Source organism: Sodalinema sp. (assembly GCF_046483825.1).
In the GTDB taxonomy this organism is placed as follows: Bacteria; Cyanobacteriota; Cyanobacteriia; order Cyanobacteriales; family Geitlerinemataceae; genus Sodalinema.
Genome location: NZ_JAWOCL010000174.1, coordinates 1 through 20010, shown reverse-complemented (window position 1 = coordinate 20010; position 20010 = coordinate 1). Strand labels below are relative to the sequence as shown.

At 53.6% G+C, this 20010-nt stretch carries 19 protein-coding genes; 8 read left to right on the top strand and 11 right to left on the bottom strand.

Features of this window, described 5'->3' with window-relative positions; translation table 11 throughout:
- Positions 1 to 889 (top strand): hypothetical protein (locus R6U67_RS11395; protein ID WP_410252658.1); only part of this gene is annotated, 889 nt, incomplete at its 5' end.
- Between the two features lie 60 nt (positions 890 to 949).
- Here R6U67_RS11395 and nblB read toward each other — a convergent pair.
- Together nblB and R6U67_RS11385 are read right to left on the bottom strand one after the other, a co-directional pair.
- Positions 950 to 1606, bottom strand: coding sequence for a phycobilisome degradation protein NblB (gene nblB / locus R6U67_RS11390; RefSeq protein ID WP_410252657.1), 657 nt, complete (start codon positions 1604 to 1606; stop codon positions 950 to 952).
- 39 nt (positions 1607 to 1645) lie between these two features.
- Positions 1646 to 2119 (bottom strand): CBS domain-containing protein, encoded by a 474-nt coding sequence (locus R6U67_RS11385; RefSeq protein ID WP_410252656.1) that lies wholly within the window; start codon positions 2117 to 2119, stop codon positions 1646 to 1648.
- A gap of 141 nt (positions 2120 to 2260) precedes the next feature.
- Between R6U67_RS11385 and R6U67_RS11380 the strand changes: the two genes are divergently transcribed.
- Together R6U67_RS11380 and R6U67_RS11375 are read left to right on the top strand one after the other, a co-directional pair.
- A complete protein-coding gene (locus R6U67_RS11380; protein ID WP_068787630.1) occupies positions 2261 to 2581 on the top strand; it encodes a (2Fe-2S) ferredoxin domain-containing protein in 321 nt (106 codons plus the stop codon).
- A gap of 115 nt (positions 2582 to 2696) precedes the next feature.
- Positions 2697 to 4034 carry a cytochrome P450 gene (locus tag R6U67_RS11375; RefSeq protein ID WP_410252655.1) on the top strand — a complete coding sequence of 446 codons (1338 nt, stop codon included), beginning with the start codon at positions 2697 to 2699 and terminating at the stop codon, positions 4032 to 4034.
- Here R6U67_RS11375 and R6U67_RS11370 read toward each other — a convergent pair.
- From R6U67_RS11370 to R6U67_RS11345, 6 genes are read right to left on the bottom strand one after another with little or no spacing between them, the layout of a single operon-like run.
- Positions 4031 to 4948 (bottom strand): ChaN family lipoprotein, encoded by a 918-nt coding sequence (locus R6U67_RS11370; protein WP_410252654.1) that lies wholly within the window; start codon positions 4946 to 4948, stop codon positions 4031 to 4033. The genes R6U67_RS11375 and R6U67_RS11370 overlap by 4 nt on opposite strands.
- Positions 4949 to 4968: 20 nt before the next feature.
- Positions 4969 to 5370 carry a phage holin family protein gene (locus tag R6U67_RS11365; RefSeq protein WP_410252653.1) on the bottom strand — a complete coding sequence of 134 codons (402 nt, stop codon included), beginning with the start codon at positions 5368 to 5370 and terminating at the stop codon, positions 4969 to 4971.
- The gene (locus R6U67_RS11360; RefSeq protein ID WP_410252652.1) at positions 5354 to 5938 is read right to left on the bottom strand and encodes a hypothetical protein; all 585 of its coding nucleotides are present in this window, start codon (positions 5936 to 5938) and stop codon (positions 5354 to 5356) included. The genes R6U67_RS11365 and R6U67_RS11360 overlap by 17 nt, the downstream gene beginning before the upstream one ends.
- A 56-nt stretch (positions 5939 to 5994) precedes the next feature.
- Positions 5995 to 6705, bottom strand: a complete 711-nt coding sequence (locus R6U67_RS11355) for a response regulator transcription factor (RefSeq protein ID WP_410252651.1) — start codon at positions 6703 to 6705, stop codon at positions 5995 to 5997.
- Positions 6706 to 6739: 34 nt separating this feature from the next.
- Positions 6740 to 7228 carry an NADAR family protein gene (locus tag R6U67_RS11350; protein WP_410252650.1) on the bottom strand — a complete coding sequence of 163 codons (489 nt, stop codon included), beginning with the start codon at positions 7226 to 7228 and terminating at the stop codon, positions 6740 to 6742.
- Between the two features lie 57 nt (positions 7229 to 7285).
- Positions 7286 to 8335, bottom strand: a complete 1050-nt coding sequence (locus R6U67_RS11345; protein WP_087708409.1) for an alcohol dehydrogenase catalytic domain-containing protein — start codon at positions 8333 to 8335, stop codon at positions 7286 to 7288.
- A 214-nt stretch (positions 8336 to 8549) separates the two neighbouring features.
- Here R6U67_RS11345 and cruF point away from each other — a divergent pair, with 214 nt between their 5' ends.
- The 3 genes from cruF (at position 8550) to R6U67_RS11330 (ending at position 12270) form a co-directional block, all read left to right on the top strand.
- Positions 8550 to 9476 (top strand): gamma-carotene 1'-hydroxylase CruF, encoded by a 927-nt coding sequence (cruF, locus tag R6U67_RS11340; protein ID WP_410252649.1) that lies wholly within the window; start codon positions 8550 to 8552, stop codon positions 9474 to 9476.
- A gap of 123 nt (positions 9477 to 9599) precedes the next feature.
- Complete coding sequence (locus R6U67_RS11335) at positions 9600 to 10841, top strand: glycosyltransferase family 2 protein (protein WP_410252659.1); 1242 nt, start codon at positions 9600 to 9602, stop codon at positions 10839 to 10841.
- A gap of 145 nt (positions 10842 to 10986) precedes the next feature.
- The gene (locus tag R6U67_RS11330; protein ID WP_410252648.1) at positions 10987 to 12270 is read left to right on the top strand and encodes an FAD-dependent hydroxylase; all 1284 of its coding nucleotides are present in this window, start codon (positions 10987 to 10989) and stop codon (positions 12268 to 12270) included.
- Here the strand turns inward: R6U67_RS11330 and R6U67_RS11325 are convergent.
- The 3 genes from R6U67_RS11325 to R6U67_RS11315 all read right to left on the bottom strand — a co-directional run bounded on the left by R6U67_RS11325 (position 12217) and on the right by R6U67_RS11315 (position 15856).
- Entirely contained in the window at positions 12217 to 12891 is a 675-nt protein-coding gene (locus R6U67_RS11325) for a DevA family ABC transporter ATP-binding protein (protein ID WP_087708478.1), read from the bottom strand. The two genes, R6U67_RS11330 and R6U67_RS11325, sit on opposite strands and share 54 nt — an antisense overlap.
- Positions 12892 to 13075: 184 nt before the next feature.
- Positions 13076 to 14254, bottom strand: coding sequence for an ABC transporter permease DevC (devC, locus tag R6U67_RS11320; RefSeq protein WP_410252647.1), 1179 nt, complete (start codon positions 14252 to 14254; stop codon positions 13076 to 13078).
- 294 nt (positions 14255 to 14548) lie between these two features.
- Positions 14549 to 15856, bottom strand: coding sequence for an efflux RND transporter periplasmic adaptor subunit (locus tag R6U67_RS11315; protein ID WP_410252646.1), 1308 nt, complete (start codon positions 15854 to 15856; stop codon positions 14549 to 14551).
- A gap of 238 nt (positions 15857 to 16094) precedes the next feature.
- On the opposite strand from R6U67_RS11315, the gene R6U67_RS11310 reads away from it, so the two are divergent.
- On the top strand, positions 16095 to 16682 hold the full coding sequence (locus tag R6U67_RS11310; RefSeq protein ID WP_410252645.1) for a TetR/AcrR family transcriptional regulator: 588 nt from the start codon (positions 16095 to 16097) through the stop codon (positions 16680 to 16682).
- Positions 16683 to 17067: 385 nt separating this feature from the next.
- The gene (gene cphA / locus R6U67_RS11305; RefSeq protein WP_410252643.1) at positions 17068 to 19695 is read left to right on the top strand and encodes a cyanophycin synthetase; all 2628 of its coding nucleotides are present in this window, start codon (positions 17068 to 17070) and stop codon (positions 19693 to 19695) included.
- The last annotated feature ends 315 nt before the right edge of the window (positions 19696 to 20010 follow it).

Here is a 20010-nt window from a genome sequence, read left to right as displayed (position 1 = left end):
CCCTTATGCTGGTGCGATCGCAGTAACCTTAGCATCCTCCCCGTCTCCGTTCTCCCTCGAACTACGTCAGCTTCCTCAAACATCCTTACAAGCGCGTCAATATTGGATACAACAGCAATGCCAACAACCCGCCATAGGATTGATCGTAGATACCTTTCCACGAGGACTTACCGGCGAGTTAACAACCATTTTACCCCGCTTATCCATTCCCAAAATATTGGTTCATCGTGACCTAAACCCTCACTACATCAAAGTCAAACAAGCCGATATTTGGGCCGCTCAATATGACCCAATTCTGATTCCCGGAGAAGGGAACGATTTACCCTTTGCTTGCTTTCCTCAGACCATTCACACTCCCCCCTGGCTGGTTCGCAATTGCCAAGAATTATTACCCATTCATCTTGCCTCTTCCCGTTTAAAAGTAACCCGCACCTCCCCACTCGCGATCATCTGTGCAACCGGGAAAACATCAGAACAGGCATTTTTCGGACGCATCACCAAGCATTTAGCAGCATCACTTCCTCCCTATCAAGTTCGCTGTCTCGCCTCAAACTGTCCCCCCAAATGTCCACCCTCCTTATGGTTTTCTCATTATCCCGCATTGGACTATCTACAATTGGCATCAGCCGTCATCAGTGGTGGGGGATACAATATTGTTCATGAATGTCGTCTATTAGGCGTTCCCCTCCTGGCTTTTCCTTTTGAGCGCAGCTATGACCGACAAGCTCTTCGGATTCAAAAATTTGCCCACCACCTAAAAACTGAAAGTGAAGCCGTCACCAGGGTTCAAAGACGAGTAACTTATCCCTTCTCTCCAGATACTCCGCCTGAATATATCAATGGAGTTGATCAGGCCTGGGAATCGATTAAAAGGTCCTTCAACCCATAAACTTAACCCGTCGAGATGAGTCGAGTATAACAGACCCCAAATCCTGAGACCTTTAAGAGATCAGAGATAGCGTTGAGCGCATTCAGCCACTTGAGGATGTTCGTCCTGGGCCAAAGTTTGTAGAGCCTCCTGCACCGACTCCCCGCCAATTTGTCCGAGGGCCTGGGCCACTCGTTGCCGAGTTTGCGGTTCCGGGTGGGCCATGAACTCAGTAATCCAGGGAACCGCTTGGGGATCTCCGACTTCCCCTAAGGCACCAATGGCCGTTGTTTGCACTAATTCCGTGTCGCTGTGGAGGGCTTCATGGAGCAATTCTACCGCTTCAGGGGCCTCCATTTCCGCTAACGCCGCCACAATACTGAGGCGCACAATCCAATCGTCGTTATTGTGGTACAGTTGCGCCAAATCCGGGTAGGCTTCCCGGAACTTCAAGGCCCCCAACGCATCGGCCGCCGCTGCTTTCACGTCTAATTCGGGGTCATCATACAGGCGAGTTCGCAACAGAGTTAAAGACAACTCCCGGTTCTGATGTCCCAAACTTGAGAGCTTACAAACCGCTGTATAGCGAACCCGTGGATTCGGATCTGTGACGACAGGAACCACATAGTCAAACGCGAGACTCGCATCAATATAATCGAGTTTATTCACGCCACTGAGGCGATCGCCATAATCATCAGAATCGAGTAGCGCTTTCACAGCGTCGGGTGTAATATCCATGTTGTAATAAGGAACGTCAGAACAGGGAAAATAACGAGATTAAGCCTCAACTTCCGGACTGGCCATGGCGCGAATGATATCGCCTCGGGAGAGAATCCCCACCACGCGATCGCCATCTCCAAGAACCGGGAGACGATGCACCTTTTTCTCGTGCATCAATCGCGCCGCCTCCCGCAAGGCACAATCAGGAGTGGTTGTAAACATATTTCCTTTGCTCATCACATCCTGCACCGTTTGTCCGAGAACCTTGTGCAGTTGTTTTTCGTAATGCTTGGGATTCTCCAAATAGATGACACTGTCGAGAATGGTGATGTAGGCCGGAGGAGTGGCCCCCGTTTCGCGCCACATCAAATCGGTTTCTGAGAGCATTCCGATGATTTTACCCTGGTCGTTGACCACCGGTAGCCCGCTAATGCGGCGTTCAGCAATAATTTGAATGGCCTCTTGGATGGGAGTCTCAGGTGTGACGACGATGGGATCGTGACTCATCACATCCGCAACGGTTTTAACCATAGTGGAGTTTAGGGACTGTACTGTTCAGGATTCGCTACTGCCATGATACCCCTCGACGATCCCCCCTTCGGTGAAGAATCGCGATCGCCCATCACAACTCGTTACCATAAGTAACGAAGACGCTATGGCGATCGCTCTACCATGACTGACGCGCAAACCAACCCCCTTTCACGCACCATTCCCTGTATCTACGTCTGTCAGAACCGCTCCTGTGAACTCAATGGTTCCGCCAAAACCCTACAAGCCTTCCAAGACGCCAATCCCAAAGGGGTTGTTGTCCAGGGGTGCGGCTGTCTCGGACAATGTAGCACAGGACCCTCGGTGCGAGTCACCCAAGATGAAACCTGGTATTGGCAAGTTCAGCCTGAAGATGTCCCCAAAATCCTAGAACAACATCTAAAAGGAGGCGAACCGGTACAAGAAAAACTCAATACCCGCATTCATCTTCAATTTTACACCTAATTAAGCCAGTTTAGATAGGACATTTAAACTGCATACAATACTTGTTTTGTAAAGGCTCCAATCAAATCAAGTGTCACTACCAAAGTGTTAAATACTGACAAAAATCCCGCCAATCATGGTCACAGTCAATACCCCAAAAACGCCCCCTCAATGGCAACTGTTTGAGTGGATCTTCGATCCAACCGGCTACCTGGAACGGAACCAGAACCAACTCGGAGAAACCTTTAACGCTCACCTCGGTGTCAACCTCGATGGCTTCGTCTTTGTCAGCCATCCCGACCATGTTCGCACCATTCTATCGGCCCCAGCTCGTTGTTTTGACGCCGGCCGAGCCAATGGCATTTTAGGGCCTCTGGTGGGGGATAACTCCCTGCTGTTGCTTGACGGCGCGGTTCATAAACAGCAACGTCAGTTATTGATGCCCTCCTTTCACGGCGATCGCATGGTGACCTATGGCGAGATTATCACCCAGCTCACCCGTCGCGCCATTGACCGCCAACCCCAGGGCGAGGCCTTTCGGGTGCGATCGCTCACCGAAGAAATCACCATGCGCGTCATCCTCCAAGCCGTCTTTGGCTTAAACCAGGGAGATCAGTACGAAACGATGCGCCGCACCATGTCCACCTTCCTGGACATGACCGCCTCCCCTGTCAAATCCAGCTTGCTCTTCCTCAAATCCCTACAACGGAATCTCGGTCCCTGGAGTCCCTGGGGGCGCTTTCTGGCCATCCGCGACCAGTTAGACGAACTCCTCTACCGCGAAATCCAGCAACGTCGCCAAGCGTCCCTAGAGGAGCGCCAAGACATCCTCAGTCTGCTCCTGCTGGCGCGGGATGAAGAGGGTCAGGGAATGAGCGATAAGGAACTGCGCGATGAACTGGTGACCCTACTCCTGGCCGGTCATGAAACCACCGCCACCGCTCTGGCTTGGGCCTTGTATTGGGTCCATCGCGTCGACAGCGTCCGCGATCGCCTCATCGAAGAAATCACAGCCCTCGGTGAAAACCCCGACCCCATGGCGGTCTTTAAATTGCCCTATCTGACAGCCGTGTGCAACGAAACCCTACGCATCTATCCCGTGGCCATGGTGACCTTCCCGCGCATCGCCAAGGAACCCATCCAAGTCGGCGATTATCAGTTCCCCGCCGAAACGGTCCTGGCCCCTTGTATCTATCTGACCCACCATCGAGAGGACATCTTCCCTGACTCCCACAGCTTCAAGCCAGAACGCTTCCTAGAACGGCAATACTCCCCCTATGAGTTCTATCCCTTTGGTGGGGGGAATCGTCGCTGTTTGGGCATGGCCCTGGCGATGTATGAACTCAAACTGGCGCTCGCCACCCTAATCACCGAACATGAGTTCACCCTCCCAGACCAGCCGCCGGTGAAACCAGTCCGGCGGGGAATTACCCTCGCCCCCTCTCCGGGACTTTCCCTGATTAAAACCCGTTAATCTGGGTTATTTTCCGTCTCTCCTTCAGGCTCTATATCAGGCTCTGAGTTCTCGTGGTGCCAAATGAGATCCGCTAAGGGACGCTCTGGAGTGGACAACAGCTCAGGATCAGGGTCAAACACCAGCGAGAGCTGTTTGATATCCTCCAGACGACGTTGAACGCGACTGGGGATGCCGTCACCATAGAGAATATGCCCTTGTCCGGCGATGACGACCAGGGCTCGTTCCGGGTGGGTTTGTAAAAACTCAGCCACATGGTAGCTCATGGTTTCATCCCAGAGGATTTGGGCCTTAAAAAAGCTCTCAAAGCCTTCACTGGAGCCATGACCCTCATGATAGCCATCGAAAATCTGCCGCAGTCGTTGACGATAGGCCGCATTATCCAGGTCAAACTCGTCGATGGGCGGCAGATCTGACAAGTGTTGCGGGGAGAGATTCTCAAATCCGCCTCGGGCCACCTCCCGTATGGCTTCGATGGGAGCGTTTAAGGCCAACACCGGCAGATTGTGCGCTTTGGCGAAGCGGAGAATCGGGGCGTAGGATTCCCAGGGAAAGCCCCAGCGTGTCTCAAACTGCGTCCGTTCCAGAAATTCCGCTTCGCTAATTTCTCCGGCCAGATATTGGTCAATATAGGTCTGTTGCGGCCGTTCAAACATCTCCAAGCCGATCGCCAGTTGCGGGTTTTGTTCATACCAGCGTTGTAGAATCTCCAGTTGTGCGGCCTGATCCGGGGGGCGATTGTGGACTTCCCCGAGATAGAGAACTTGTACCCTCTCTAGGCGAGTGAACAAATCCTCTTGACTGAGAACTTCCTCCTGAGTGGGTTCTCGCAGAACTTGCGCCCAGGTGGGGGTTCCCCAACAGAGCCACAGGCCTAATAAACAGACAGACAGTCGAAGGGTTGGCGATCGCATGGTCGATTAGGGTCTTATGTTTAATCTTGATCTTGTAGCAAGGTGGCGGTGGTGCTGGCAACTCGGCGACGAGTTTCACTCATATAACCGCCGCGTAGGGTGAGGACGGCGATGAGGAGGCCGAGTAGGCCTAATACTGTATCCGCCACGGCGACGCTGGCCAGGGCCGCAAACCACGTTAATCCTAAGCGGTGAACCCACCAGACGGCGATCGCTTGCAAGAGTCCGGTTCCCATGGCCAACAAGCCAATTCCAATCGAAGCCGCAACAATCCCGAGCAGCAGTCGCCGTTGTTCCCGAGCGGCTTCTCGCTGAGCAATATCGAGGTGCAGTTCTAGGAGAATCTTCAGGAGGCCTAAACTGCGGCGGACATAGGTTTCGACCTCAGAGCGGAGGCTGTCTCTCTCATTTGCGATCGCCACCACTTCCTCCAACGAACAGTCCTAACAAGAAGCCAATCCCCAACGCGGTTAAAATGGATGCCCCTAAGTTGCGTTTGGCCTGAGATTTCGCCTCGGGTAAGACATCGGCTTTGACTCGTTCAACGAGCTGTTCGGTGCGTCGCTCCAATAAGTCCAAGACATCATCAATACTGGGACTGGGGGGATGTTCCTCGTCTGGGTTGTCCTTATCCTTGTTGGGAGATTGGTTTGAGGACTGGCTCGGAGCTTGACTCGGGGTTTGCTGTAAGGCCGTTTGCTGTTGTTCCCGGCGTTCCCAGGTGAGGCTCAGGGAATGCAGTTCGGCGAGCTGAGCCTGAATTAAGGTTTTGGTGTGATCCGTGGCGGCGGCGATGATGTCCACCACTCGGTCTAAATCCCCGTCTGTGGCCATTAACTCCTCGCGATCGAGGTTAGTCCATTCCTGAGTGATCAGAGGAAGCAGTTGCTCAAATCGTGTTTTGAATTGTTCAGGCGAGAGCCGTTTCGGGGCGATCGCGATGCCGTTATTGACCGAGGTGGTCTCGGTCTCAACTTGTGTCTCTGCCATAGGGATTACCAATGTATCGATAGATCTCAACTCCCTTTAACTGTATCGCAACTCTCTTAGTCCACGGCCGGCTCATCGACGAACTTATACCCCACCCCGACAACAGTTTTCACAAACTGCGGTTGGGTGGGATCGACTTCGACTTTTTTACGCAATCGGGCCACATGAGTATCCACCACCCGCTCATCGCCAAAAAAGTCATTTCCCCAGAGGCGATCGATGAGTTGACTCCGACTCCACACCCGGCCGGGGTAACTCATCAGGGTTGAGAGCAGATTAAACTCCAACGCCGTTAAATCCAGGGGTTCAGGAGACTCACCCAGGTCGCGGCTGGCGGTATGGCGATCGAGGTTGAGGGTAAAGTGAGCGGTGCGGTGCATATTGTCCTGGCCCCCTTGACGTAAACTACGCCGCAGCAAGGCTCGCACCCGCGCCACTAATTCCCGAGGGCTAAAGGGTTTCACCAAATAGTCATCGGCCCCGGTTGATAGGCCAATGACGCGATCGATTTCTTCTCCTTTGGCCGTCAACATGAGGATATAGGGGTCTTTATCTCCCGGTTGTTGACGAATGCGGGCGCAAACTTCTAAGCCGTCGAGGCCGGGGAGCATTAAATCTAAGACAATTAGATCCGGGTTGTAGTGACGAAACGCCTCGATCGCGGTTAAACCATCGGCGGCTTGCTGACAGTTAAAGCCTTCGGGTTCGAGGGTTTGTTGCAACAGTTGGGCAATTTCGCGGTCGTCTTCAACAATTAAAATGTTCATCGGCACTCTCAGGAAACGTCTCACGGATCTAGTATCAAGGATCGCGGGTTTTGAGATGAGGGGGATGACACCTTGGCTGTTGCTGTCGCAATTCTGAGCGAATTGTCATGAGAATCCGTCCCAGGTGGTTCTGGCCAGATCCATCGGCGCCACAGCCCCAAAAGTAGTCCACCGGGGAGTTTTCGATGAGTTCTTCCTCTCCAGTCTTGAGGAGTATCTGTTGGATATCGAGATGGCTGAGAAATTTAACCTTCACCGCTTCGTACATCAGTTGGGGTTTAATCTGATTCCAGTCGGGCCGGGGTTGGCGACGGCGATCGCGGCCGAGGCGGGCCGCCGCTTCGGGACTGGGGGCCTGGCGAATCACCGCCATTAGGGGTTCATCGAGGGTTCCTAGGAATTTATGGGCTTGATAGTAATGTTCGACGGTGGGCCAATGTTGGCCCCCTAGGGTGATGGGGTGGTGGGAGAAGTTGGAAAAGCAGCCGTAGTCGTCATCCGCTTTGTAAAAGTAAATCGTCATGAGGGTTCGGGAACCGTACGCTTGGAGTCCATGAGCGGGTTGGGTTAGCGGGTTGGGTTAGCGGGGATACACCAAAATTTTACGACTGTCGCTGTTGGGATGTTGGGCTTGTTCGATTTTTTGGGGGAGATCGATGAGGGGGATGCGATCGCTGATGGTGGTTTCGAGGGGAAGATGATGATCGAAGAGATAGGTGAGGCTGCGCTGCTGTTGTCGCGGTGAGAGGCCGGAACAGCCGAGTAGGTCAATTTGGCGGCGGGCAAAGGCGAGGGGATCAAGGGGAACCGGTAGGGGATCGGCGAAATCCGTCAAACACAGCAGTTTTCCCCCGGGCCGGGTGCCATCGAGGGCGTGCATGACATCCCAGCCTCGGGGTTCCGTGAGTAGGGCCGCGTCAACGCCTTCGCCGTCGGTAAAGGCCCGGACTTTGGTGTGGAGATCCTCGCTATTGCTGTTAAAGGCCGCTTTGGCCCCTAAGTCGAGGGCCGCGTCGAGGCGTTGGGGAGAGCGATCGCTCACCAGGGGATGCAGGCCCAGTCGTTGGGCCAGCAGAACGGCGATCGCCCCGAGGGAACCGGCCCCTAAAATCCAAATCTGTTGTTCAGGTTCGAGCCGCAGCCGGGCGAAACTATGCAATAGGCTATTGATCGGTTGCAAAAAACAGGCCCGATCAAAGGTAATATGTCCCGGCAGGGCTATGAGACCCCCATGTTTGACTAAATGTTCGGGAACTTTAACAAATTCGGCAAAGCCGCCACCACTGGCCGTTAAGCCGGCGCTGGTGGTATGGGCCTGATAGGTGCGACAGGCGGAAAAACGGTCTTCTAGGCAGGCTAGACAGCGCATACAGGGAACATGAGCCAGGGTAGCCACCCGTTGTCCGACGCGCCAACCACTCACGTGGTCCCCCACTTCGGCGATGGTTCCGGCAATTTCTCGCCCTAACACGAGGGGTTGTTCGAGTTCAGGGACTTGCAGACGGTGGAGATCTAGGGGAGATAGGCCCACGGCCTTGACTTCGATGATGACATCTCCCGCATCGGCGGTCGGTTGGGGAAGGTCTTGATACTGTAGACCCCCTTGACCGTGAAACACTTGTGCTTTCATGGTGTTTGGCTCACTCCCCCAGGCTGACCGCAACGACAAACGGGAGGGGTTCAGGCTGGTTCTGCGACTCTATCTTACCCTGTGCTTGGGCTGAACTGGGTCTCTCGGCTGGGGCTGGCCGGCCCGATTCGGGTCAATCTCTTTAAGGGTGAAAACCGAATACGTTACAATTTGTAAACTCATCGTCAGTGCTTGTAAAAAAAGTTAACCTCCCATGAAGCATCTCAGAATCGCCGAACGCGCCTGCTTGGGCATTCATATCCTCTCAATGGCGTTTGGGCTAGCGGGACTGCTGCTGGTTCTCCCAAATCCTGAGTTTATTGCCGGGTTATCGCCCCTAGGACTGCACGCCTTTAGCTGGGGCATGAGCCAAGGGGGTGTTAGCTACATTATCCTTGGGGCGATCGCCGTCGGGCTATTTGCCTACCGCACTCTTGGCTTAAAACCACTCCTGGCCTTCTTTATACCCTCATTTTTCCTCTCGCTCAGTAGTGAACTCATTGGAACCAGCACCGGCTTTCCCTTTGGGGCCTACCATTACCTCAGCGGCTTGGGGTACAAGGTGGCGGGGTTAGTTCCCTTCACGATTCCCCTGTCTTGGTTCTATATGGGGTTTGTCTGTTTTGTCTTGGCCACCGCCGCGATGGAGGCGACACCTTTGGTTCGTTGGCAACGTCAAATTGCTGCGATTTCGCTCGGGGCAATTCTGTTGACGGCCTGGGATTTAGTCTTAGATCCGGCGATGAGTCAAACCCCCTATCCGTTCTGGGCCTTTGAAGAGGTGGGCAGCTTCTTTGGGATGCCCTACCGCAATATCGCCGGTTGGATTGGTACGGGGGTGGTCTATATGACCGTGGCTACGGCGTTGCAGAATGGCAAACAGTTTCTGCTGCCTCGTCGTGAGTTGCGTTTACCTGTTGCTGTCTATCTGGTGAATTTCATCTTTGGGGCCAGTATCACCTTAGTGCTGTTGGATGCTCAGTTTACGGTTCCTACCCTGCTGAGTACCCTCTTTGGTGTGGTTCCGGCGTTACTCTGTTGGCGACTCGCACCCATAGCGGTGTCTGACGGCAACGAGGACGACGCGATCGCCGCTGAGGGAGGTTTGGACCTACCGGCTCTGGAAACGGCCGCGAAATAAGCCCTAGACTGCCGTTCTGGGCCAGTTTTTCTGGCCCCCACTTGCCGTTTGGGGTCTCTTGTTGCCATGATGGAAGCTTTGCCGCCACTCCTGGGCGATCGCGTCCCCAAACTCGCAAGATTCATGGATAGTCTGATTTTCATCCTGTTACTGCTTCAGCTGCCGGCTGTGGCCATTTGGCTGTCTCGCCTGGCCTCGGGGCCAACCCGTAAGCCGCCCCTGACCCCGAAAACCCTACTCGGCGATCGCCTGGGGGCCGTCGGGGTCATGGTTCCGACTCTCAATGAGGTGCATCGCCTCACGCCCTGTCTAACGGGGTTAACGCGCCAGGCCCATGAGGTGCGCTCAATTGTGGTGGTGGATAGTCGCTCTCAGGATGGGACTCAGGAATTGGTGCAATCCTTTGCCGAGCGAGATCCTCGGGTGCGGTTGCTTGAGGATGACCCTCTCCCGACGAATTGGGTGGGCCGTCCCTGGGCGTTGCACAATGGCTATCGCTATTTTTGCGCGGAAGATTGCGCGGAAGATCTCGACTCTGAGGCGATGGAGTCGAGTCAAGAGAAACCCCGATTAGCTCCGGTGGAGTGGATTTTAGGGATTGATGCCGATACTCAACCTCAACCGGGTTTGGTGGCCAGTTTGTTAGCCGAAGCCGAAACAGAGGGCTATGATTTGGTCTCTCTCTCGCCGCGCTTTATTTTGAAATATCCCGGTGAGTTGTTGTTGCAACCGGCGTTGTTGATGACGCTCCTCTATCGCTTTGGCCCCACGGGTAGCCCCAGTCCCTCCCCGGAACGGGTGATGGCCAATGGTCAATGTCTGTTGGTGCGGCGGTCGGTGTTGCAGGCCATTGATGGCTATGACTGCGCTCGGCGATCGTTTTGTGATGATGTCACCTTGGCGCGAGAGGTGGCCCGGCGAGGCTATCGGGTGGCCTTTTGGGATGGCTGTCAGTTGCTGAAGGTGCGAATGTACGATGGGGCGGCCGAAACTTGGCGCGAGTGGGGGCGATCGCTCGATCTCAAAGATGCTTCATCCTGGGGACAGACTTGGAGTGATGTTTGGCTGCTCTGGATGCTGCAAGGACTGCCCTTACCGCTGCTGTTGGGGTCCGCCTTCGTTTCTCTGCCTGCGACTCCTGTGACGGCGGTTTTGCTGGGGGTGAATGGTCTGTTGTTGCTGATTCGTGTGGCGTTGGGTTGGGCGATCGCCTCGTCTTATGATCGCACTCAGGCCCAGGGAGCGTGGCTGTTCTGGCTCTCCCCTCTAGCCGATCCCCTAGCAGCCCTACGCATTTCCCTCTCGGCGCTGCATCGACCGACCCACTGGCGAGGACGGGTTTATAGCCAAAATTGGTCTGAATAGGACAAAAAACGGGGGATAAGAAGGCAATAGGCAATAGGCAATAGGAGGATTCTCTAAGTTAGTTAGAGAATCAATCAGGCAATCTTCGATTGCTATATAATACGAACAACGATGCTTAACATTTGGTTACATTGGTCATTGATTCATGTCCTCATTGCCCCAGTCTGTCTCTACTGATACTCCTGTGACCCGCTCCCACTATGACGTTGCCATTGTCGGCGGCGGTGTGGTGGGGAGCGCCCTGGCCTGCGCCCTGCGGGACTCGGGGTTGCAGGTGATTCTCCTCGATGCCCAGTCCCGAGAGGCGGCGATCGCCCGGCAACAGGTTTATGCGGTGACGTTGCTCACGGGGCAGATTTTGCAGGGAATTGGCGTTTGGGAGGCGATTTTGCCCCAAATCAACACCTTTCGTCAGATTCGGCTGTCTGATGGCGATCGCCCCGGTGATGTGCGCTTTCTGCCCCAGGATTTAGACGGCGATCGCCTCGGCTATGTGGCTGAACATACGCCACTGCTTAAAAGTTTGCGGGAATACCTTGACAAATCCGACAAAGTATGCACACTCTGCTCGGCTTCAGTGCAGCAGATTGACTATGGGGCTGAGGTGGCCACGGTGACCTATCAGCATCACGACCAAGAGCAACAAGTAACGGCTAACTTAGTGGTGGCCGCCGATGGGGGGCGATCGCCGCTGCGGGAAGCGGCGGGAATCTCCACCCGAGGCTGGAAATACTGGCAATCTTGCGTCACCTTCAAAGTTAAACCGGAAAAATCCCACGAGGACATCGCCTACGAGAAATTTCAGGCCAGCGGTCCCTTTGCCATTTTGCCCCTACCGGGAAACCGCTGTAACGTGGTCTGGACCGCTCCCCATGCGGAAGCCAAAGCCCTAATGGACCTCGATGAGGCGGCGTTTACAGAGCGTTTACAACGGCGGTTTGGCTCAGACCTGGGACGAGTGGAATTGGCCAGTTCTCGCTATCTGTTCCCGGTGCAATTGATGCAGAGCGATCGCTATGTGAAACCACGATTGGCTCTAGTTGGCGATGCGGCCCATCGTTGTCATCCGGTGGGGGGCCAAGGAATGAATCTGGGGATTCGCGATATCGCCGCGTTGGCTGAAGTTCTCCAGACGGCTCAGCAGCAGGGTCAGGATCTGGGTGATGTAACGGTCTTGCGGCGCTATGAACGCTGGCGTAAACTGGAAAATCTCACAATTTTGGGATTTACGGATCTCTTAGACCGCACCTTTTCCAATACCTGGTTCCCTCTGGTGGTGATGCGTCAACTGGGCCTGTGGGGTTTGCGTCATGTTCAGCCCCTAAAAGTGTTCGCCTTGCGACTGATGACGGGGTTGCTCGGTCGTCGCCCCCAGTTAGCTCAACAAGCGTCCATCTTCGAGACTGACAATGCGATCGGCAACATCTAAAATGCGGTTGTCATGGGTGACTAAAAGAATCGTACAATGCTCTTCTTGAGCTAATTCTTGTAGCAAGGTCACCACATCTCGCCCCGAATGACTATCGAGGGCGGCGGTGGGTTCGTCGGCGAGAATCATGGCGGGATGATTGACGATCGCCCGAGCGATGGCCACGCGCTGTTTTTGTCCCCCGGATAAGCTGTCTGGATAGTAGTCGAGGCGATCGCCTAAACCCACTCGCTTCAGTATGGTACTCGCACGTTGCTTCATCTCCTCACGAGAGAGGTTTGAGTCTAACTCTAGGGCCATTTGCACGTTCTGTTTTGCGGTGAGGCTATGGTGCAGGTTATGGGCTTGGAAGATATAGCCATTATGCCGACGGGCCAGGGTCAGTTGTTCCGAACTCGCTCCGCCGAGTTGTCGCCCCAAAACGGTTAAATCTCCCTCCTGAACGCTACGCAAGCCACCAATTAGGGTCAGTAAGGTAGTTTTTCCCGACCCCGAGGGACCCGTCATGATGATAATTTCCCCTGGATTGATATCGAGGTTGATGTCAAAGAGGGTTTGTTTCCGTAACTCGCCCTGGCCAAAGTAGTGGTTGAGATGTTTGACAGAAATTGCAGGTTCCATGAGACTAATTAACGAGAACAATTAACGAGAACAATTAACCGTAAAAAAGGGTGTTTTGGGGTTCAAGGTGATAGGAAAAATAGGGCGGATTATATCCCTTGCTGTAGGGTCATAACCCACACCTACCCCTCCCAGGAGGAGATTTTTCGATCCTACAAATTTGATACAAATTTGTATCAAATGCTTAGCCAAAAATTTCCGCTGGATCGGCCGCTTGTAGTTTTCGGGTGGCGATCGCCCCAGAGACGGCACACATGAGAATCGTAAAAATGAGAACTTGAATGGCTCGGATAGTCGTCATCATCAGGGGTAAATTCGTCGCCTCTCGGGTGAGTGCATAGAGGCCCACCGAGACCGTCGCCCCCGGAATAAAGCCCATGACCGCCAAAATGAGGGCTTGTTCAAAGACAATAGCTAATAGATAACGGTTGCGGTAACCCATCGCTTTAAAAGTGGCATATTCCGGGAGGCGATCGCGTACATCGGTCGCCAAGACTTGATAGACAATCACGGTTCCCACGATTAATCCCATCACGGTTCCTAAACTAAAAACAAAGCCAACGGGAGTATTCATGGCCCAGTATTGTCGCTCAAATTCCACAAATTCGGCTTTGGTTAAAACGGTTACATCTTCAGGGAGATGATTGGCTAAAGTTTCAGCAATGTCCTCAGGATTGCGACCGGGTTCGAGTTGAAGTAATCCTAAACTCATGGCTTCGGGGCGGCGACGGGAAAATAACTGCATAAAGGTGCGATCGCTCATCATGACGGTTCCATCAGCGGCAAAAGATGCGCCAATTTGAAAGAGTCCGGCAATATCAATGTTACTATTTTCAATTTCCGTCGGAACTCGTTGCCCAGCATCAATTTGAGCGATTGTTTCATCGTAGGTTCCTCTTGCGCCTCGGTCAAAAATCACGTGTCTAGGAAATTTGAGTAATGGAGCCTGTTCAATGACTTCTGGTAAGGTAAACGCGGGTTTGTCGGGATTAAAGCCAATGGCAAGAATCGTTGTTTGTTTGCGAGTTTGAGGGGTTTTCCATTCAGCAAATTGAACATAAACAGGTTCGGCGCTGATGACTCCGGGAATGTCTAAAGATTGATATAAGCGCCGTCGAGGAATCATGTCTAAGTTGACAATATTGCGGGCTTTGGGACTCATGAGAACTATCTCGGCATCGAGATAGGTATGCAGGCGCGTGTTGCTGTGATAGAGGGCGGTCTGAAATCCGAGTTGCATGAAAATCAAGATATCGGAAAAGGCAATTCCCGCCAAAGCGACTAAGAGTCTCGGTCGGTCATGGGTTAGCTGCAACCAACCGAGAGGTGTGCGATTTTTGAGGGTTTTTAAGAGATTAAACATGAGTAATAATTGTTGATTATTTTGATGATTTGGGTTTCGGAATTGAGGTGAATAATTCGGGTTAAATCTGGGTCTTTCGGGTTCAGGGGGATAAGAACAATTGATAACGGATTACATCCGTTGCTGTAGGGGCGAAAAATCCCCTCCTGGGAGGGGCTAGGGGTGGGTTCCCCTACAATTTTGTATCAAATGCGATAAATCATACCGTACATCCTGAAAATCCTTAAAACTTTTGCTTGTGAATTTATTTGTGAGGCTAGTTTCTGGCGAGTTCATACCTGAAAGATTCGCGGTTTAATTGGTGTTTGCGAGGTCAATGCTAACGGTGACATGGAGATTGGTAAAATCAGTGGCGATTTGACTCGATTCATCGTCAAGATTGATGCGAACTTCTACAATTCGAGCATCGACATTGGCGGCGGGGTCGAGATCCAGTTCACTTTGGCGCAAGACTTGTAGGCCAACCTGTTGTACCGTTCCCTGAAGATCTTGGGGAAGAGCGTTGCTGCTAATGCGGGCGGGTAAACCGACCTCGATTTGGCCAACATCGCTTTCGTAAACTTCCGCGAGAACCGTCATGCTGTTAGTTTGTCCGAGGGAAACAATCCCATCCGGGGCCACCACTTCACCGGGATGAGTGTGAATATCCAGGATGCGTCCGGCTTGAGGCGCTTTGATGACAGCTAGGGCTAAGTCGGCTTCGGCTTGATTGAGTTTGGCGATCGCGGCTTGGAGTTGGCTTTGTGCTAGACGGATATCGGTGGGCCGGATTTGGGCGATCGCCTCTAAACTAGCTTCGGCTTCTCGAATTTGGCTATCTAGGGTGGACTGGGTGCGGACTAGGTTGGCTTCGGCTTCTTGAATTTGGGCCTGGCCGGTGCTGATGATGCGCTGATACTGGGCCTGGGCTTCTTCAACCTCTCGGACGGCGCGAGTCGCGTCGAGACAACGGAAGTCTCGTTGCTGTTCTGAAACGGCTCCCTGCTGATAGAGATCTTGGTATCGCTGACAGTCTTTTTCGGCGGTGCTGACTTCGGCTTCGAGGCGACGGAGTTGGGCCTCTTGGGCGCGACGATCGCCATTGAGTTGGGCGTCGAGGTTGGCGATGGCGGCTCTCTGGCTGGCGAGTTGTCCGTTGAGTTCGGCTTGGTTGCGGTTGAAGCGAGCTCGTTGGGCTTCGATGTCTCCGGGTTTGGCTCCAGCTTCGATTTGAGCCAGTTGAGCCATGGCGATGTCAATGTCTCGTTGGGCTAGGTCGACCGCCGCTTGACGCAGATCGTAGCGATCGAGGATGGCGATGGTTTCTCCGGCTTCTACGGAGTCCCCCACGTTCACCAGGAGACGCTCGACGCGATCGCCTTCGCGAGATGGTGGGGCGGCTACATGGATGATTTCTCCTTCGGGTTCTAGCCAGCCGAGAGCGGTGACGCTTTGCGGTTCGCTACGACGGACTGGGAGGATCTCCTCGGAGGGTGATTGTTGTGACTTCGCGATCTGATAGCCTCCAACTCCAATCAGCAGCAACAGCCCCAATAGGGTGAGGACTGTTCTCTTACTCCCGCTTTGAGTGGGTTTGTCGCCCATGGCCCAACTGCTGTTCATCTCAACCTTGCTCCTGACTAAACCGTTTAGTTTAGTATAACGGATCGAACGCCAAATTCAAACTAAACCGTTTAGTTTATGCGCTAGACTAAACGGACACGAACTAGACGAAAAAGACATTCAGGGATTTCAGTCCCGAGGTGAGTTGTCAGAGTTGTGTTGTCAGAGTTGCGTTGTCAGAGTTGTGTTGTCAGAGTTGCGTGATCACCGTACCGTCATCAGAACAGGAGGGAGAACCATGACCAGCGAGAGAGAGGCTTCAGGGAAACATGACAGAATCCTCGAAGGAGCGATGCAAGAATTTTTGCAGCGGGGATATGCGGGGACGAGCATGGATCGAGTGGCCAGCACCGCCGGAGTCTCCAAAGCGACGATTTATAGTCACTTTGGCGATAAAGAGGGATTATTCAAAGCCTTAGTGCAACAATTCGCCCAGAGCAAACTGGGGCCAATCCAACGTCAACAGCCCTTAACGGGGGAGCCAGAGCAAGTATTACGGGAGTTCGCCCAGACGCTGATCGACGAAACCGGGTCAGATCCCGATCATCTGGCTTTGGTGCGGTTGATGATTGGTGAATCATCGCGATTTCCCCAGCTTGCTCAAACCTTTTTGCGTCATTTCCTGAAGCCAGGACTGGAGGTGATCAGCGAGTATCTTAAAGAACAGCCTCAGTTGCAGATCGACGATCCAGAGGCCACGGCTCGGGTTTTTGTGGGGGGGCTGATCCATTATGTGATGGTGGACAAGATCATTGAGGGGGGCGAGGTGGTTCCCCTGAGGCGCGATCGCATCATCGAAGCGGCGATCGCGTTACTGTTGTCTTAAACAGCCGTGGCGAGTCCTAACCCTGAACCGGCTTAAGCCAATTATGGTCAGGGTTAGTTGGGGGATGTTCTCAATAAAGCTTAAAATAAGGCGGAGCAGACGGACCACTCGACCTGACACTTGAGCAACGTTTGCGAAGCCACCCCCGTTGTGTTCGACCCTTGCTGTCGAATCGCGCGGCCACTTCGGACGATCAACGTCGGCGATTGCACAGAGTTCGTCTCCCTTGCGAGTCTGGCTTAGGCGTTTTCTAGCCGAGAATCTGATGATTCTGTTGATTCTGTTCATTGCGAACAGTTTTGAGGCGATCGCCAGATCGAAACTAAACTATAGTGTTCACGTACTGTTCCATCTGCTCCGGCTAGATTCTCTGGTACTTACTCCTATGAAAATTCTCAAGATCCTCACCTTACGCGGACCCAACTACTGGAGTATTCGCCGCCAAAAGTTAATTGTGATGCGCCTAGACCTCGAGGATCTGGCCGAGCGAACGACGGACACGATTTCTGGATTTTACGAAGCCCTCAGCGAACTGTTGCCGAGTATTGAAGAGCATTTCTGTTCCCCAGGTCATCGGGGCGGCTTCCTGAAACGGGTCAAAGAGGGAACCTTGCTTGGTCATGTGATTGAGCATGTGGCCCTAGAAATGCAAACTCTGGCCGGGATGGAAGTGGGCTTCGGTCGCGCTCGCTCGACGGCGACTCCTGGAGTCTACAATGTGGTCTTTGAGTACAAAGATGAGCGGGCGGGTCGTTATGCGGCGCGGGCGGCGGTGCGTCTGTGTAGCAGTATTGTGGAGACGGGCCGCTATCCCCTCGCGGAGTTGGAACAGGATTTAACGGATTTACGAGATCTGCGGGATGAGGCGGCTTTGGGACCGAGTACGGAAGCGCTGATTAAGGAAGCCGATTATCGCTATATTCCCTGGACGCAACTCAGTGCGAGGGCGATGATTCGCTTCGGGACTGGGGTGCATCAGAAACGAGTTCAGGCGACGCTGACGGATAACAGTGGCATCCTGGGGGTGGAACTGGCCTGTGATAAGGAAGGAACGAAAACCATTTTGGCTGATGCGGGGATTCCGGTTCCTCGGGGAACGGTGATTCATTATCTCGATGAACTCGAAGATGCGATCGCCGATGTGGGAGGCTATCCCGTGGTCATCAAACCCCTCGATGGTAACCATGGCCGGGGCATTGCTATCAATATCCGCAGTTGGCAAGAAGCCGAAGCCTCCTATGATGCGGCGAGTGAGGAGTCGAAGACGCGATCGGTGATTGTGGAGCGCTATTACGAAGGCCAAGACCACCGAGTGCTGGTGATTGACGGTAAGTTGGTGGCCGTGGCCGAACGCATCCCGGCCCATGTGGTGGGGGATGGTAAGTCGACCATTGCGGAGTTAGTCGATGATGTGAACCGAGATCCCCGCCGGGGCGATGGTCATGACAACATCTTGACGCGGCTGAAGTTGGACAATACCAGTTTGCAATGGTTGGACCGCCAAGGTCTCGATGCCCATAGTATCCCCGATAAGGGCGAGGTCTGCTATCTGCGAGCGACGGCAAACCTGAGTACGGGGGGGATTGCTATTGATCGCACCGATGAGATTCACCCAGAAAACCGCTGGATTGCTGAACGGGTGGCCAAGATTATTGGTTTAGATATTATCGGTATGGATGTGGTCACCTCGGATATTTCCCGGCCGCTACGGGAGACGGATGGGGTGATTGTGGAAGTCAACGCGGCGCCGGGGTTCCGGATGCACGTGAGTCCGAGTGAGGGCAAACCTCGCAATGTGGCGAAACCGGTGTTGGATATGCTGTTTCCACCGGGAACCCCCCACAGTGTGCCGATTATCTCGATTACGGGAACCAATGGCAAGACCACGACCACGCGCTTGATTGCTCATATTTGTAAGCAAACGGGCCAAGTGGTGGGGTATACCACGACCGATGGCACCTATATTGGTGACTTTTTAGCTGAGGCTGGCGATAATACGGGTCCCCAGAGTGCGGGCCTGATTTTGGGTGATCCTACTGTGGAGATGGCGGTGCTGGAAACGGCTCGCGGTGGGATTCTCCGCTCTGGGTTGGCGTTTGAGGAAGCCAATGTAGGGGTGGTGTTGAATGTGGCCGCCGACCATTTGGGCATTGGCGATATTGATACGATTGAGCAGATGGCCAGTGTGAAAGCGGTGGTGGCTGAGGCGGTTCACCCCGATGGCTATGCGGTTCTCAATGCTGATGATGAGTTGGTGGCGGGGATGGCCAAGAAGCTGCGATCGCATATCGCCTATTTCTCGATGAACCCGGATAATGAGATTGTGCGGGAGCATGTGGAGAACGGCGGTAAGGCGGCGGTGTATCAGGATGGCTATCTGGTGGTTCTCGATGGTGGTTCGATGGTGCGGATTGCTAAGGCGGAGGAGGTGCCGCTGACGCTGAAGGGAATGGCCCCGTTTATGATTGCGAATGCGTTGGCCGCTTGTATTGCGACCTATGTGCAAGGGGTTGAGTTGGAGGCGATTCGCGCTGGGTTGGCCACCTTTAAGGCGTCGGTGGATCAAACGCCGGGACGGATGAATCTCTTTGATTTGGGTGAGTTTCACGCTTTGGTGGATTATGCTCACAATGCAGCCAGTTATGAGGCGTTGGGCGGGTTTGTCCGCAATTGGCCGGGGTCCTGTATTGGCGTGATTGGGGGACCCGGCGATCGCCGCGATGAGGATTTCCTGGAGTTGGGCCGTCTCTCGGCGGAGATTTTCGATCAAATCATTGTCAAGGAGGATGATGATACTCGGGGACGACCTCGGGGAGATGCGGCGGATTGGATTTGTAAGGGCATTGAGGAAGTGAACCCGGATGCTCGGTATGAGTCGATTCTCAGTGAGGAGAAGGCGATTAACATTGCTCTGGATGAGGCCCCGAAGGATAGTTTGGTGGTGATTCTGCCCGAAAGTGTCAGCCGCGCGATTGGCTTGATTAAGGACCGTCGTCCGGTTGAGGATGCGTAGGGGCCATCTCTTGTGGTTGCCCTGTCGTGGTTGCTTGGACTGGGGGTGTGATGCCCCCAGTTTTTGTGTCTGATTTCTGTACGGCAATCGAAAATAAAATTGCGCTGCTTAGATGTTTGGCTTTGCGCGGCCCGCACCGGGGCCGCGAAGCCTTGCCAACCTCAATCAAAAATTTGGTGCGCTTTGTATTGAGGGGTGAAGCTTTATTTATAGTTTTACTATAGCAGAACGAAGTTTTCATGTCAAGGGAAATCTGGAAAATGTTAGGGCTGGGGAGGGAGGCCAAAAAAAACACCCCAGTCGGGGTGTTGAGAT